Origin of the sequence: Paracoccus saliphilus (assembly GCF_028553805.1) — a bacterium.
In the GTDB taxonomy this organism is placed as follows: Bacteria; Pseudomonadota; Alphaproteobacteria; order Rhodobacterales; family Rhodobacteraceae; genus Paracoccus; species Paracoccus saliphilus.
In genome coordinates this window covers 739,538-753,787 of sequence record NZ_CP067140.1, presented here as the reverse complement: position 1 = coordinate 753,787, position 14,250 = coordinate 739,538, and the positions used below count along the sequence as shown (strand labels likewise).

General features: G+C 62.9%; 15 protein-coding genes and 1 pseudogene. 14 read left to right on the top strand and 2 right to left on the bottom strand.

Annotated features, from left to right (window positions below):
* Window positions 1–63 precede the first annotated feature (63 nt).
* Window positions 64–309, top strand: a complete 246-nt coding sequence (locus JHX88_RS03520) for an Arm DNA-binding domain-containing protein (RefSeq protein ID WP_076527456.1) — start codon at window positions 64–66, stop codon at window positions 307–309.
* Between the two features lie 21 nt (window positions 310–330).
* Here the strand turns inward: JHX88_RS03520 and JHX88_RS03515 are convergent.
* Window positions 331–668: pseudogene (locus tag JHX88_RS03515) on the bottom strand (IS481 family transposase); the annotation flags it as partial.
* Between the two features lie 64 nt (window positions 669–732).
* Entirely contained in the window at window positions 733–1,662 is a 930-nt protein-coding gene (locus JHX88_RS03510; protein WP_141225894.1) for a LysR family transcriptional regulator, read from the bottom strand.
* A gap of 115 nt (window positions 1,663–1,777) precedes the next feature.
* On the opposite strand from JHX88_RS03510, the gene JHX88_RS03505 reads away from it, so the two are divergent.
* Genes JHX88_RS03505 through kynA form a run of 13 tightly spaced genes read left to right on the top strand, consistent with a single transcriptional unit; the run spans window position 1,778 to window position 14,208 of the window.
* On the top strand, window positions 1,778–2,977 hold the full coding sequence (locus JHX88_RS03505; RefSeq protein ID WP_076527455.1) for an acyl-CoA dehydrogenase: 1,200 nt from the start codon (window positions 1,778–1,780) through the stop codon (window positions 2,975–2,977).
* A 3-nt stretch (window positions 2,978–2,980) separates the two neighbouring features.
* Window positions 2,981–4,135, top strand: coding sequence for a CaiB/BaiF CoA transferase family protein (locus JHX88_RS03500; RefSeq protein ID WP_076527454.1), 1,155 nt, complete (start codon window positions 2,981–2,983; stop codon window positions 4,133–4,135).
* A 57-nt stretch (window positions 4,136–4,192) separates the two neighbouring features.
* Complete coding sequence (locus tag JHX88_RS03495) at window positions 4,193–4,756, top strand: DUF4202 domain-containing protein (RefSeq protein WP_076527453.1); 564 nt, start codon at window positions 4,193–4,195, stop codon at window positions 4,754–4,756.
* A 10-nt stretch (window positions 4,757–4,766) separates the two neighbouring features.
* Window positions 4,767–5,459 (top strand): sirohydrochlorin chelatase, encoded by a 693-nt coding sequence (locus tag JHX88_RS03490; RefSeq protein WP_076527452.1) that lies wholly within the window; start codon window positions 4,767–4,769, stop codon window positions 5,457–5,459.
* Between the two features lie 41 nt (window positions 5,460–5,500).
* Window positions 5,501–7,786, top strand: a complete 2,286-nt coding sequence (locus JHX88_RS03485) for a bifunctional salicylyl-CoA 5-hydroxylase/oxidoreductase (RefSeq protein ID WP_076527451.1) — start codon at window positions 5,501–5,503, stop codon at window positions 7,784–7,786.
* Window positions 7,783–8,511, top strand: a complete 729-nt coding sequence (locus JHX88_RS03480; RefSeq protein ID WP_076527450.1) for an SDR family NAD(P)-dependent oxidoreductase — start codon at window positions 7,783–7,785, stop codon at window positions 8,509–8,511. Before JHX88_RS03485 ends, JHX88_RS03480 begins: the two co-directional genes overlap by 4 nt.
* Complete coding sequence (locus JHX88_RS03475) at window positions 8,508–8,945, top strand: MarR family winged helix-turn-helix transcriptional regulator (RefSeq protein ID WP_076527449.1); 438 nt, start codon at window positions 8,508–8,510, stop codon at window positions 8,943–8,945. The genes JHX88_RS03480 and JHX88_RS03475 overlap by 4 nt, the downstream gene beginning before the upstream one ends.
* Complete coding sequence (locus tag JHX88_RS03470) at window positions 8,942–9,754, top strand: enoyl-CoA hydratase family protein (protein WP_076527448.1); 813 nt, start codon at window positions 8,942–8,944, stop codon at window positions 9,752–9,754. Before JHX88_RS03475 ends, JHX88_RS03470 begins: the two co-directional genes overlap by 4 nt.
* A 50-nt stretch (window positions 9,755–9,804) precedes the next feature.
* The gene (locus JHX88_RS03465; RefSeq protein WP_272848175.1) at window positions 9,805–10,971 is read left to right on the top strand and encodes an acyl-CoA dehydrogenase family protein; all 1,167 of its coding nucleotides are present in this window, start codon (window positions 9,805–9,807) and stop codon (window positions 10,969–10,971) included.
* A complete protein-coding gene (locus tag JHX88_RS03460) occupies window positions 10,968–11,357 on the top strand; it encodes an acyl-CoA thioesterase (protein ID WP_076527447.1) in 390 nt (129 codons plus the stop codon). The genes JHX88_RS03465 and JHX88_RS03460 overlap by 4 nt, the downstream gene beginning before the upstream one ends.
* Entirely contained in the window at window positions 11,350–11,745 is a 396-nt protein-coding gene (locus JHX88_RS03455; RefSeq protein ID WP_076527446.1) for a RidA family protein, read from the top strand. The genes JHX88_RS03460 and JHX88_RS03455 overlap by 8 nt, the downstream gene beginning before the upstream one ends.
* Window positions 11,746–11,770: 25 nt before the next feature.
* Window positions 11,771–13,390, top strand: coding sequence for an AMP-binding protein (locus tag JHX88_RS03450; RefSeq protein WP_076527445.1), 1,620 nt, complete (start codon window positions 11,771–11,773; stop codon window positions 13,388–13,390).
* A complete protein-coding gene (gene kynA, locus JHX88_RS03445; RefSeq protein WP_076527444.1) occupies window positions 13,387–14,208 on the top strand; it encodes a tryptophan 2,3-dioxygenase in 822 nt (273 codons plus the stop codon). Before JHX88_RS03450 ends, kynA begins: the two co-directional genes overlap by 4 nt.
* Window positions 14,209–14,250: the final 42 nt, after the last annotated feature.

The window sequence follows — 14,250 nt, the reverse complement described above, 5'->3', positions numbered from 1 at the left end:
CGACAGCGACGTGTGATGCGTAAAATTGTCTGCTATATGTCTGACCGGAGGGGATGCGGGATCATGGAACGACTACGGTTGACGGATGGATCGGTTGCGGCGCTGGAACCGCAGGACAAGCGTTACGACAAATCGGATGGCCTGCGGATCGGCTTATGGATTCGAGTGACACCAACCGGGGTCAAGACATGGATATTCGAGAAGCGGATTCGGGGCGGTGCGCTGCGCAGCCACACGCTCGGGCGTTCTCCCGTTGTCAGCCTGTCAGAGGCTCTCGAAAAGCCCTGCCCCTTGAGAAAGAAGCTTTAGAAGGTATCGATCACATGGCCAAGAAATACCGTGGCGCGTGCAGGGCACCGATGCAATGCCGAACGGGTCAGATGCGGGATGGAGGGCTGCAGAGCGTAGGGACAATCGTCCAGCGGCAGCAATGTATACCGCCTGAACGCAATGATCGTCGCCTCCTTAGCCTCCGTCAAAACCGTTGAATGCGGTTCCTGCGGCCCGGTCTTGAGAACCACGACCGTCCTATGCTTGCACCATTTTGCTACCGTCTTCGGACTGGTTCCGAGTTTCCGGCTCAGCGTCACAAGCGAAGCTTGCGGTCGTTATATTGCAACTCTGACGGCGTGCGTGGTCATGGCGCTATCGTGACGAACTTTGCCCAGAATGCCTTTTTCCATTTCTGAGAAAGGATCGCAAAATCAGACCGTAGGATCAAACACCCTAGCATCATCCTTCTGCATCGAGAGTGGTGCCGCTGAATTCATTCGAAATCTGCGCCGTAATCCAGCCTCGGAACGCTTCCAGCGGCTTCAGCCCCTGCCGCGCCGCCGGCCATGCCAGCCAATATGCTCCCGTTCCCGGAACCGCCGGCCTCAGGATCGGCTGCAAGCGCCCTTCGGCAATCTCGATCTGCGCGAGATAGTCGGGCAGAAGCGCCACCCCCAGTCCCGAAATCGCCGCCTGTATCATCATCGAAAACTGATCCATCAGCATCCCGTTGCGGATCGGCGGTGCCTCCGCCCCCTGCCCCGCGAACCAATCCGCCCAGGCAGTCAGCCGGGTCTCGAGTTGCAACAGCACCAGATCATCCAGATCCTCGGCCCGCGTCACCGGATACCGGCTCAGGAACTCGGGCGACGCGCAAGCCGTGACCTGTTCGTCGAACAGCTTGACATGCACTGCGCCCGGCCAGTCGTCTTGACCGAAATAGATCACTGCGTCGAAGCGCTCTGCGTCAAAACTGAAGGACTTGAACCGCGTCGCCAGATTGACTGACACTCCCGGATTGGCAGAAAGAAAAGCAGGCAACCGTGGAGCGAGCCAGCGGGTGGCGAAGGTCGGCAAAACCGCCAGATCAAGACTACCGCCATCGGGATTGGCGATCAGCGACATGCTGGAGCGCTGTATCTGGTCCAATGCCTGCGAGATCTCGCGGAAATAACGATGCGCGGCCTCGGTGGGGACCAGCCGCTTGCGATGGCGTATGAACAGCGGCTGCCCCAGCTGCGCTTCCAGCGACTGCACCAGACGGCTGACTGTGCTTTGCGTCAGGCTCAGGTCCTGCGCCGCGCCGGTGACCGACCCGTTGCGCATCACTGCGTCAAAGGCCATCAGCAGGCTGAGATTGGGAAGAAAGCGCCGTTGTCGCAACTTCATTCATTCCATACATGAACTAATGCGGATTATCCGATTTCCGGGCAGGTTGCAAAGCGCTAAGTGTTGCCGCCAGAATATGGGTGCGGCTAGACGCCGCCCAAATGGGAGAACTTCGATGTCCACCAAATCGCATAAGGGCGTGCCCTTCTCGTGGTCCGATCCGTTCCTGCTGGACGACCAGCTGACCGAAGAAGAACGGATGATCCGCGATTCCGCTGCCGCTTTCGCCGCAGAGAGCCTCGCCCCGCGGGTGCAGCACGCCTATCTGAACGAACACACAGACCCGGAAATCTTCCGCGAAATGGGCGCGGCGGGCATGCTGGGCGTGACGGTGGCCGAGGAATATGGCGGCGTCGGCGCCTCCTACGTCTCCTATGGTCTCGTCGCCCGCGAGATCGAGCGGATCGATTCCGGCTATCGTTCGATGGCTTCGGTGCAGTCCTCGCTAGTGATGTTCCCGATCGAGGCCTATGGCAGCGAAGAGCAGAAACAGAAATACCTGCCAAAATTGGCAAGCGGCGAATTCATCGGCTGCTTCGGCCTGACCGAACCCGATGCAGGCTCGGATCCCGCCGGAATGCACACCCGCGCCATCAAGACCGATGGCGGTTACCGGCTGACCGGTTCCAAGATGTGGATCTCGAACGCGCCGATCGCAGATGTCTTCGTGGTCTGGGCAAAATCAGAAGCACATGGCGGCAAGATCCGTGGCTTCGTGCTGGAAAAGGGCATGAAGGGCCTCTCCGCGCCCAAGATCGAGGGCAAACTTTCCTTGCGCGCCTCGATCACCGGCGAAATCGTCATGGATAATGTCGAAGTCGGCGAGGATGCGCTTTTGCCCAATATAGAGGGTATGGGCGGCCCCTTCGGCTGTCTCAACCGGGCTCGCTACGGCATCAGCTGGGGCGCGATGGGCGCTGCCGAGGATTGCTGGTTCCGCGCCCGCCAATACGGCCTGGATCGCCACCAGTTCAACCGCCCGCTGGCCGCGACGCAACTTTATCAGAAAAAGCTGGCCGACATGCAGACCGAGATCGCACTTGGCCTGCAAGGCAGCCTGCGCGTTGGGCGCCTGTTCGACGAAGGCCGCTTTGCGCCCGAGATGATCTCGATCGTCAAGCGCAACAATTGTGGCAAGGCACTGGATATCGCCCGCATGGCCCGCGACATGCATGGCGGCAACGGCATCCAGATCGAGTATCACGTGATGCGCCACGCCCAGAACCTGGAAACGGTGAACACCTACGAGGGCACGCATGACGTCCACGCGCTGATCCTTGGACGAGCACAGACCGACCTGCAGGCATTCGGGTAAAGCATGTCCGCCGCACCGCTGAAGGGGCTGAAGGTCGTCGAACTGGCCCGGATTCTCGCCGGGCCATGGATCGGCCAGACATTGGCCGATCTGGGCGCCGAGGTAATCAAGGTCGAGGGCCCCGAAGGCGACGACACCCGCCGATGGGGCCCTCCCTTCATCGACCGCCCCCGCGCCGATGGCACGACCGAAAAGGTCGCCGCCTATTTTCACGCGGCAAATCGCGGCAAGCGCTCGATCACCTGCGATTTCAAGAACCCCGACGACTTGGAACGGCTCAAGCGGTTGATCGACGGTGCCGATGTGGTGATCGAGAATTTCAAGCTGGGCGGTTTGCGGCGTTTCGGCCTGGATTACGACAGCCTTGCTGCGCGCAACCCGCGCCTCGTCTATGCCTCGATCACCGGTTTCGGACAGGACGGGCCACGCGCGGCGCAGCCGGGTTATGATTTCCTGATCCAGGGCATGAGCGGCATCATGGACCTGACCGGCGAACCGGGAGGGGAGCCGCAAAAGGTCGGCGTCGCCTGGATCGACATTTTCACCGGCCTTTATGGCGTCATTGCCGTGCAGGCGGCACTGACCGAGCGCGAAAGCTCGGGGCGCGGGCAGCAGATCGACCTGTCGCTACTGGATTGCGGTGTGGCGGTGCTGGCCAATCAGGCGACGAATTATCTGTTGGGCGGGGCCGTGCCGCACCGGCTTGGAAATGCCCATCCGAATATCGTGCCCTACCAGCTCTTTCCCGCTTCCGACGGTCATGCGATCATCGCCTGCGGGAACGACCGGCAATTTGCCGCCCTGTGCCGCGCGCTGGAGCTGCCGTCCCTGCCCGAGGATCCCGATTACGCGACCAACCCCGCCCGCGTGGCCAATCGCGCGCGCCTGACCCCGCTGCTTGCGCAGGCCACGGAACGCTTCACCCGCTCCGATCTGATCTCGAAGATGGAAAGCGCCGGTGTTCCCGCCGGGCCTGTCAATGACGTGGCCGAAGCACTTGCCGATCCGCAGATCGAGGCGCGCGGATTGCAGGTCGCACCTGAAGGCATTCCCGGCCTGCGCAGCCCGATCCGCTTTTCACGTAGCGATACCGTGGCCGAACTTGCCTCTCCTGCATTGGGGGAAGGAGATTGGGCGTTCAGCAGTAAGAGCGAATAACGGCTTGCAGCATGGGGTCCGGTCAGGCGACACTGGGGCAACAGATCGGAACAAGCCATGACCACACAGCTAGATCACGTCTTCACCGCCATCGACGCCGCCAATGCCAAGGACCCCACGCTGGAAGGCGACCAGCCCGCCGCACTGCTCTACGGGCAAAGGATGACAGCCGAACAGCAAAGACTGTTCCCCGAGGCAAGCGAGCCGCTGCGCATCGCCTGCCGCGGCCAACACATCGAACGCTGGCTCTTGCCGCGCAGCGACTATCCGAAGGACCGGGCGGGCTATCTGAAATGGCGACAGGAACAGGGTCGCCGCCACGCCGAACGTATTGCCGGGATCATGACCGAGGCGGGCTATGATGAAGAGGATATCGACCATGCCCGCAAGATGCTGATGAAACAGGGCCTCAAGCGCGACGCGGATGTGCAGGCGCTGGAGGATGTAATCTGCTTCACCTTCATCCGCTGGTACTTAGGCGATTTCGCCGCCGAACAGCCGGACGAGAAGATACCCCGCATCATCGAGAAGACCGCCCGCAAGATGTCCGCCGAAGCCCGCGCGAAGGCGCTGACGGAGTTCGACATCCCCGACGCGTTCGCGCCTTATTTCCTCGATTGACGGGCGCAGGATGAGGCGCGCCGTCATCGTTTCCCACGGCCAGCCCGGCGACCCGGAACCGCAACAGCGCGCCATCGAGGAACTGGCGGCACGGGTGGCCGACCACGACCCCGGCTGCCCGGTTCTTGGCGCAACGCTTGCCATGCCCGGCGCGCTGACTGAAACCTGCAGCGGTGACAGCCTGATCTACCCGATGTTCATGGCCGAGGGCTGGTTTACCGGCAGCGAACTCCCCCGCCGGCTGGCCGCTGCGGGGGCAGCGAATGCGCAGATCATGCGCCCCTTCGGCACCGATCCCGCCCTCCCCGCCCTGATCGTGGCCAAGAGCCATGAGGCGGCCATCTCGGCCGGGTGGCATCCACAGGAGACCACGCTTCTGCTGACCGCACATGGCTCGCAACGTTCGCAAGCCAGCTTTCATATCACCCATGCGCTGGCCGACCTGATCGCACCTCGTTTCGCCCAGGTTGTCACCGGCTTCGTCGAGCAGCAACCCTTCATCGCCGACGCCGCCCGCGGTCTCGCCCGTGCCGTCAGCCTGCCGCTATTCGCGCTCAGGGCCGAGCATGTGCTGGACGACCTGCCCGCCGCACTGGACCAGGTGGGCTTTACCGGGCCTCGCCTGCCCCCTATCGGGCTTGCCCCCGAAGTGCCCGGATTGATCGCCGCGGCCATCCGACAAGAAATTTCAAGCTTGAAATAAATTCGCTCCTGTGCCAGCTTCTGCGCAGGAGGTAGTCCAGCATGAAGATTCTTTGCCTCGGTGGCGGCCCTGCGGGTTTGTATTTCGCGATTTCAATGAAGCTGCGCGATCCGGCGCATGAGGTGACGGTGATCGAACGCAACCGCGCCAATGACACATTCGGTTGGGGCGTCGTGTTGTCGGATGACGCTCTGTCCCGGATGCAGAACAACGATCCCAAATCGACCGACGCGATCCGCGACAATTTCATCTATTGGGACGACATCGCTGTCATCCGCGATGGGCGACGCGACGTCTCGGGCGGGCACGGCTTTGCAGGTATCGGACGCAAGAAGATGCTGACATTGTTGCAGGAGCGCGCCCACGAGCTGGGCATCGATATGCGCTTCGAGACAGAGTTCGACAGTGCCGACTCCTATCGCGCGGATTACGATCTGGTCGTTGCCTCGGACGGGCTGAACAGCAGGATCCGGGGCGAGTATCAGGATGTGTTCAAACCCGATATCGACACCCGGTTATGCAAGTTCATCTGGCTTGGCACGCATCAGAAATTCAACGACGCCTTCACCTTCATCTTCGAGCGGACCGAACATGGCTGGATGTGGGCGCATGTCTACCAGTTCGATGATGAGACCGCGACCTTTATCGTCGAATGCAGCCAGCAGACATGGGACAGTTTCGGCTTTGAATTCATGTCCAAGGAAGAGATCGTCGAAACCTGCCGCCGGGTCTTCGAGGGTCATCTGGACGGGAATGAACTGATGTCGAATGCCGCCCATCTGCGCGGCTCGGCCGTCTGGATGAATTTCCCCCGCGTGATCTGCGAACGCTGGTATCACGACAATGTCGTGCTGATGGGGGATGCGGCAGCGACCGGGCATTTCTCGATCGGCTCGGGCACGCGGCTGGCATTCGACAGCGCCATCGCACTGGCCGATTACCTGCATAGCGAGCCCAGATTGCAGGACGCCTTCGAACGCTATCAGGAAGAACGGCGGCTCGAGGTTCTGCGTCTGCAATCGGCGGCTCGCAACTCGCTGGAATGGTTCGAGGATGTCGAACGTTATTTCGATCTTCACCCGATCCAGTTCACCTATTCGCTCCTGACCCGCAGCCAACGCATCAGCCATGAAAACTTGCGCCTGCGCGATCCCGAATGGGTGCGCCGCGCCGAGGACTGGTTCCAGGAGCAGGCAGGCGGACAAAAAGGGCGCGCGCCGATGTTCGCGCCGTTCAAGCTGCGGGGAATGGGACTGAAGAACCGGGTAGTCGTCTCGCCCATGGCGCAATACAAGGCGGTGGACGGCAAGCCGACCAACTGGCACCTCGTGCATTACGGCGAACGCGCCAAGGGCGGCGCAGGGCTGGTCTATACCGAAATGACCTGCGTCTCGCCCGAGGGCCGCATCACCCCCGGCTGCCCCGGCCTCTATACCCCCGAACACGAGGCCGCATGGACCGAGATCGTGGATTTCGTGCATGACGAGACCGACGCGAAAATCTGTTGCCAGATCGGCCATTCGGGCCGCAAGGGCAGCACGAATATCGGTTGGGAGGGCATGGACAAGCCGCTGAAGGATGGCAACTGGCCTGTGATCTCGGCCTCGCCCATTCCCTGGTCGCCGGAAAATGCCATGCCGCAGGAGATGACCCGGGCGCAGATGACCGAGGTCACGGACCAGTTCGTTACTGCTACAAGGATGGCCGAGCGGGCGGGCTTCGACATGATAGAGTTGCACGCCGCCCATGGCTATCTGGTCAGCAGCTTCATCTCGCCCGTCTCGAACCAGCGCGGCGACGAATATGGCGGCTCGCTGGAAAACCGGATGCGCTGGCCGCTGGAGGTCTTGCGAGCGATGCGTGCGGCATGGCCCGAGGACAAGCCGATGTCGGTCAGGATCTCGGCCAATGACTGGATCGGCGAGGATGGCGTCACCCCGCAGGAAGCGGTGGAAATCGCCCGGATGTTCCGCGAGGCGGGGGCCGATATCATCGACGTCTCGGCCGGACAGACCACGACCGAAGCCCGCCCGGTCTATGGCCGCATGTTCCAGACCCCATTCTCGGACCGCATCCGCAACGAGGCCGGGATCGCGACCATGGCCGTCGGCAATATCTATGAAACCGATCATGTGAATTCGATCCTCATGGCGGGCCGCGCCGATCTGGTCTGCCTTGCCCGCCCGCATCTGGCCGATCCCTACTGGACGCTGCATGCGGCGGTGAAGCTGGGAGATACCGCCAGCGAATGGCCCCTGCCCTATCTGGCGGGCCGCGACCAGGCCCGAAGGCTGGCCGAGCGCGAAGCCGAGGAGATCCGGGCATGAGCTCCCGCGTCCTCATCACCGGCGGCGGCAGTGGCACCGGCGCGGACATGGCCCGGTCCTTTGCCGCGCAGGGGCATGAGGTCGTCATAACCGGCCGCAGCATGGACAAGCTGCAAGAGGTGGCGGGGGACGGTATTCGCGCCGTGCAAGGCGACGTCACCGAACCGGATCAGCTTCGCACCATTTTCGAAGCCGCAGGCCCCTGCCAGATCGTCATCGCCAATGCGGGCGTGGCCGAGGCCGCGCCCTTCCAAAAGGTCACGGCGGATCACTGGCACCGGATGATCACCACCAACCTGACCGGCGTTTTCCTGACCTTCCAGCATGGTCTGGCGCAGATGTCCGAGGGCGGGCGGCTGATCGCCATCTCGTCCATCGCGGGCATCCGTGGCGCCGCCTATGCCGCGCCCTATGCGGCCAGCAAGCATGGGGTGATGGGGCTGGTCCGCTCGCTCGCGCTGGAAGTCGCGCGCAAGGGCATCACCGTCAATGCCATCTGCCCGGGCTACCTGGATACCGAGATGACGCAGCGGACGCTCTCCAACATCACCGAGAAGACGGGGCGCAGCCGGGACGAGGCGCTGGCCTCGCTGACGGCAAAAAACCCGCAGGGGCGGCTGGTCGCACCGGCGGAGGTGACGGCGACGGCGCTTTGGCTGGCCTCTGCGGGCGCGGCCAGCGTCAACGGGCAGGCCATCCTGCTGGACGGAGGAGAAAGCGCATGAGCGAGTTGTCGAAACGCCGCCTCAAGCTGTGGATCAGGATGCTGGGCGTCACCCGCGCCGCCGAGAACCGCTTGCGCGACTACCTGCGGCGCGAGCATAATACCACCCTGCCCCGTTTCGACGTGATGGCCGCCCTGTGGCGGCGGCGCGAGGGCGTGACCATGTCGGAACTGTCGCGGATGCTGCTGGTCTCGAACGGCAATGCCACGGCGGTGATGGATCGGCTGGAGGCGGACGGGCTGGCCAGGCGCGAATCCGAGGATGGCGACCGCCGCCGGGTCCGCGTGCGACTGACGCCGGAGGGGCTGGCCGCTTTCGAGGCGATGGCCGTGGGCCACGAGGCCGAGGTCGATGCGATCTTCGCCGACCTGACCGAAACCGATCTTGATACGATGCGCGAGATACTGGCGCGCGCAGGCAGGAGGACCGAATGAAGACAACCCAGATGGCCGGGCTGAAACCCGAACATTTCCTGTGGGAGGTCACGGACCGCATCGCGGTAATCCGGCTGAATATCCCCGAACGCAAGAACCCGCTGACCTTCGACAGCTATGCCGAGCTGCGTGACACCTTTCGCGCACTGGCCCATGCCGGTGACGTGGATACCGTCGTGCTGGCCTCGAATGGCGGCAATTTTTGCTCGGGTGGGGATGTGCATGACATCATCGGCCCGCTGGTCGCGATGGAGATGCCAGAGCTTCTGGCCTTCACCCGCATGACCGGCGATCTGGTCAAGGCGATGCTTCATTGCGGCAAGCCGATCATCGCCTCGGTCGAGGGGGTCTGCGTCGGCGCGGGCGCGATCATGGCAATGGCATCGGACCTGCGGCTCGCCGCGCCCTCGGCCAAGGCGGCGTTCCTGTTCACGCGGGTCGGTCTGGCAGGCTGCGACATGGGCGCTTGCGCGATGCTGCCCCGGATCGTCGGACAGGGCCGGGCGGCGGAACTGCTTTATACGGGCCGGATGCTGCGCGCCGAGGAAGGCGAGCGCTGGGGCTTATGGAACAGCCTGCACGAGGATGTCGAGGCGGCGGCGCTTGATCTGGCGCGGCAGATCGCGGCAGGGCCTGTCTGGGCGCATGGGATCACCAAGACCCAGTTGAACCAGGAATGGAACATGGGGCTGGACCAGGCGATCGAGTCCGAGGCGCAAGCTCAGGCAATCTGCATGCAAACCCGCGATTTCGAGCGTGCCTATCGAGCCTTCGTCGCCAAGGAGACGCCGGTTTTCGAGGGAAACTGACGCGGGGGCTCTGCCCCGTCGCCGTTCCGGCGACTCCCCGGGATATTTGGATGAAGAAGAAGATGGATCGAAGCTTTCTGAATTGGCCGTTTTTCGAGGATCGTCATCGCGAGTTGGCGGCGGGGCTGGAGGAATGGTCTCGAAATGCCCTGCCAGTGGATCACGGCGATGTCGATGCCACCTGCCGCGGGCTGGTCGCGGCCCTGGGCGATGGCGGATGGTTGCGCCATTCGGGGGGCGAGAAGCTGGATATCCGCAGCCTCTGCCTGATCCGCGAGACGCTGGCGCGGCATGACGGGCTGGCGGATTTCGCCTTTGCGATGCAGGGCCTGGGCATGGGGGCGGTGAGCCTGTTCGGCACGCCTTCGCAGCGGGAATGGCTGAAGCGCACGCGGGCGGGACAGGCAATTTCCGCCTTTGCCCTGACCGAGCCGGGATCAGGGTCGGACGTGGCCCGCACGTCTACCACGGCGCGGCGCGAGGGCGGCGAATGGGTGCTGGACGGCGAAAAGACCTATATCTCGAATGGCGGAATCGCCGATGTCTACGTGATCTTCGCACGCACTGGCGAGGGCGAAGGCGCCAAGGGGCTCTCGGCTTTTCTGTTGCCCGCCGACACGCCGGGGTTGGCAGTGCTTAACCGCATCGACGTGATCGCACCGCATCCTTTGGCGCATCTGCGGCTGGACGGCGTTCGGCTGCCCGAGAACGCCCTGATCGGCGAGGCCGGGGCGGGTTTTCGTATCGCCATGACGGTGCTGGACAATTTCCGCCCCACCGTCGGGGCGGCTGCACTGGGCTTTGCCCGGCGGGCGCTGGACGAGGCGATGTCACGGGTCACCGAGCGGCAATTGTTCGGAGCACCAATGTCGGAACTGCAGATGGTCCAGGGCCATATCGCCGACATGGCGCTGAAGGTCGATGCCAGCGCGTTGCTGGTCTACCGCGCCGCATGGGCCAAGGATCAGGGCGCGGCGCGCATCACCCGAGAGGCGGCGATGGCCAAGCTGCATGCGACCGAGGCCGCGCAGCAGGTAATCGATCAGGCCGTGCAACTTTTCGGCGGCGATGGCGTGCGCCAAGGCATCCCGGTCGAAAGCCTCTATCGCGAGATTCGGGCGCTACGCATCTATGAGGGGGCCTCGGACGTGCAGAAGCTGATCATCGCGCGGGCCGCCCTGGGCGAGTTTCTTGCAGACCAAAAGGCAGTGCCATGAGTTATTCGCGCGTTATCCCCATTGAATTCTGCCATTGCGACCCGGCTGGTATCGTCTTCTATCCGCGTTATGCCGAGATGGTGAACTCGATGGTGGAAAATTTTTTCATCGATGAAGTCGATTACCCTTTCGCCCGGATGATGGCGGCAGGTCAGGGCATGCCGACTGTCCGGCTGGAGATCGACTTCCGCAAGCCTTCCCGCCTTGGCGACCGGCTGGAATGGCAGCTTCGGGTCGAACATGTCGGGCGCAGCTCTGTCCGTTTCCTGGTGAATGCCGGAGACAGGCTGGAGGCACGCAGCACCGTGGTCTGGATGGATCGCGACTTCACCCCTTCGCCATGGCCCGACCATATCCGTCAAACACTGGAGGCGCATCATGCATGAACAGCTTCACCCCGCGAACTGGAAACGCGCCGTCGGCTACGCGAACGGCATCTCGGCCCGTGGCCGGATGATCTTTACCGGCGGTCTTGTCGGGTGGGACGCGGATCAGCAATTCCAGAGCGATGATTTCGCGGCCCAGACCCGGCAGGTGCTCGAAAATATCGTGGCGGTGCTGGCCGAGGGCGGGGCCGGGCCCGAGCATCTTGTGCGGCTGACATGGTATGTGACCGACAAGCGGGAATACCTTGAAGCCCTGCGCGAGATCGGCACGGCCTATCGCGAGGTGATCGGACGGCATTTCCCGGCCATGGCGCTGGTGCAGGTCGTCGCGCTGGTCGAGGACCGTGCCAAGGTGGAAATCGAGGCGACGGCAATTGTGCCCGACTGAACGAGAAAACCGACAGGAGAGGGAAATGGCAAAACTGGGACCAAGCGGACATGTTGACAGCTTTACCCGCGACAGCCTTCCTCCGTCCGAGGCATGGCCGCAGATCGATCTGTCGGGTTTCGATTATCCCGACTGGATCAATGCCGGGGCCGAACTGACCGATCACATGGTCGAGCGTGGCTTTGGCGACCGCAACGCGCTGATCGGCAATGGCCGGGCGCGGACCTACAAGGAACTGTCCGACTGGACCAATCGTCTGGCCCATGCGCTGGTCGAGGATTACGGCGTCAAGCCGGGCAACCGCGTGTTGATCCGCTCGGCCAACAATCCCGCCATGGTGGCCTGCTGGCTGGCCGCGACCAAGGCCGGTGCAGTAGTGGTCAATTCCATGCCGATGCTGCGAGCGGGGGAACTGACCAAGATTATCGACAAGGCCGAAATCACCCACGCGCTTTGCGACACGAGGCTGATGGATGAGTTGGTCTCTGCCGCCAAGGGCTCGAAATACCTGAACACCGTGATCGGTTTCGACGGCACCGCCAATCACGATGCCGAGCTTGACCGCGCCGCACTGACCAAGGCGGTGCGTTTCGACGCCATCCGCACGGGTCGCGACGACGTGGCGTTGCTCGGTTTCACCTCGGGCAGCACGGGCGAGCCCAAGGCGACGATGCATTTCCATCGCGACCTGCTGATCATCGCCGACGGCTATGCAAGGGAAGTTCTGGGCGTCACGCCAGAGGATGTCTTTGTCGGCTCGCCGCCGCTGGCCTTTACCTTCGGTCTGGGTGGGATGGCGGTGTTTCCGTTGCGCTTCGGCGCCTCGGCGGTGCTGCTGGAAAATGCCTCGCCGGCGGGCATGATCGAGATCATCGAGAAACATCGCGCCACCATCTGCTTCACCGCCCCCACCGCCTATCGCGTCATGCTACGGGCAATGGATGACGGCGCCGACCTGTCCAGCCTTCGCGCAGCGATCAGCGCGGGCGAGACCCTGCCCGCTCCGATTTGGGAGGAATGGCGGCAAAAGACCGGCAAGCCGATGCTGGACGGGATCGGCGCGACCGAGATGCTGCATATCTTCATTACCAACCGTTTCGACGACAGCCATCCCGGCTGCACCGGCCGACCGGTCGGCGGTTACCGCGCCCGCATCGTAGACGAGGACGGCAATGAAGTGCAGCGCGGCGAAACCGGGCGACTGTCGGTGATCGGCCCGACCGGTTGCCGTTACCTGAACGATGAGCGACAGGCCGAATATGTCAAGGACGGCTGGAACCTGACCGGCGACAGCTTCTGGCAGGACGAGGACGGGCGCTTTCATTTTGCCGCCCGCTCGGACGACATCATCCTGTCCTCGGGCTACAACATCGCAGGGCCCGATGTAGAAGCTGCGCTGCTTGCCCATGACGACGTGCTGGAATGCGCCGTTATCGGCATCCCCGACGAGGAACGCGGCCAGATCGTGCAGGCGCATGTCGTGCTGGCCGAGGGCGTTTCCTCGGATGAGGCGACGGTCCTGCGGCTGCAACAGCATGTCAAGGATATGATCGCGCCCTATAAATACCCGCGCAGCGTGGTCTTTTGCACGTCGTTGCCGAAAACTCAGACCGGCAAGATCCAGCGATTCAGGTTGCGGCCATGAGCTATGATCCCTCTGATGAAGGCGCCCGCATGTCCTTTGACGGTCGTATGTCCTATGGCGATTACCTGGGGCTCGACCGGATCCTGACCGCGCAGCATCCGCTGTCCAAGGCCCATGACGAGATGCTGTTCATCATCCAGCACCAGACATCCGAGCTGTGGATGAAACTGGCGCTGCACGAGATGAACGCCGCGCGCGAGGCCATCGCGGCGGGCAACCTGCAACCCGCCTTCAAGATGCTGACCCGAGTGGCGCGGATCATGGAGCAGCTCAACTCGGCATGGGACGTACTGCGCACCATGACTCCGAGCGAATATACCGAGTTTCGCGAGAGCCTTGGCGAAAGCAGCGGCTTTCAGTCCTATCAATACCGGATGATCGAATTCATAGCCGGAAACCGCAACATGGCGATGTTGCGCCCACATGAACACCGCGAGGAACTGATTGCCCCCTTGCGAACCGAGATCGCGCGCCCCTCGCTTTATGACGAGGTGCTGACACGGCTGCGGGTGGCGGGTTTCGATATTCCCGAACGCGAACGGCTGGACCGGCCCCATCGACCCGACCCGGCTGCCCGCGCCGCATGGGCTGCCGTCTATCGCGATCCGGCGCAGTGGTGGGAACTGTATGAACTGGCCGAAAAACTGGTCGATTTCGAGGATTACTTCCGCCGCTGGCGCTTCAATCACGTCACGACGGTAGAGCGCATCATCGGCTTCAAGCGCGGCTCGGGCGGCACCTCGGGTGTGAACTACCTGCGCAAGATGCTCGACGTCGTTCTGTTCCCCGATCTGTGGGAGTTGCGGACCGAATTGTAGAGGTCTTTGGCGACGCGGAATATGCCTCGATGGCCGATTCCG

Excerpts from the sequence above, each read along its gene's own strand:
- JHX88_RS03455 (WP_076527446.1), top strand. The coding sequence starts at position 11,350 with ATGCATGAACAGCTTCACCCCGCGAACTGGAAACGCGCCGTCGGCTAC.
- JHX88_RS03495 (WP_076527453.1), top strand. The coding sequence starts at position 4,193 with ATGACCACACAGCTAGATCACGTCTTCACCGCCATCGACGCCGCCAAT.
- JHX88_RS03500 (WP_076527454.1), top strand. The coding sequence starts at position 2,981 with ATGTCCGCCGCACCGCTGAAGGGGCTGAAGGTCGTCGAACTGGCCCGG.
- JHX88_RS03450 (WP_076527445.1), top strand. The coding sequence starts at position 11,771 with ATGGCAAAACTGGGACCAAGCGGACATGTTGACAGCTTTACCCGCGAC.
- JHX88_RS03505 (WP_076527455.1), top strand. The coding sequence starts at position 1,778 with ATGTCCACCAAATCGCATAAGGGCGTGCCCTTCTCGTGGTCCGATCCG.
- JHX88_RS03520 (WP_076527456.1), top strand. The coding sequence starts at position 64 with ATGGAACGACTACGGTTGACGGATGGATCGGTTGCGGCGCTGGAACCG.
- JHX88_RS03460 (WP_076527447.1), top strand. The coding sequence starts at position 10,968 with ATGAGTTATTCGCGCGTTATCCCCATTGAATTCTGCCATTGCGACCCG.
- kynA (WP_076527444.1), top strand. The coding sequence starts at position 13,387 with ATGAGCTATGATCCCTCTGATGAAGGCGCCCGCATGTCCTTTGACGGT.
- JHX88_RS03475 (WP_076527449.1), top strand. The coding sequence starts at position 8,508 with ATGAGCGAGTTGTCGAAACGCCGCCTCAAGCTGTGGATCAGGATGCTG.
- JHX88_RS03465 (WP_272848175.1), top strand. The coding sequence starts at position 9,805 with ATGAAGAAGAAGATGGATCGAAGCTTTCTGAATTGGCCGTTTTTCGAG.
- JHX88_RS03480 (WP_076527450.1), top strand. The coding sequence starts at position 7,783 with ATGAGCTCCCGCGTCCTCATCACCGGCGGCGGCAGTGGCACCGGCGCG.
- JHX88_RS03470 (WP_076527448.1), top strand. The coding sequence starts at position 8,942 with ATGAAGACAACCCAGATGGCCGGGCTGAAACCCGAACATTTCCTGTGG.
- JHX88_RS03485 (WP_076527451.1), top strand. The coding sequence starts at position 5,501 with ATGAAGATTCTTTGCCTCGGTGGCGGCCCTGCGGGTTTGTATTTCGCG.
- JHX88_RS03490 (WP_076527452.1), top strand. The coding sequence starts at position 4,767 with ATGAGGCGCGCCGTCATCGTTTCCCACGGCCAGCCCGGCGACCCGGAA.
- JHX88_RS03510 (WP_141225894.1), bottom strand. The coding sequence starts at position 1,662 with ATGAAGTTGCGACAACGGCGCTTTCTTCCCAATCTCAGCCTGCTGATG.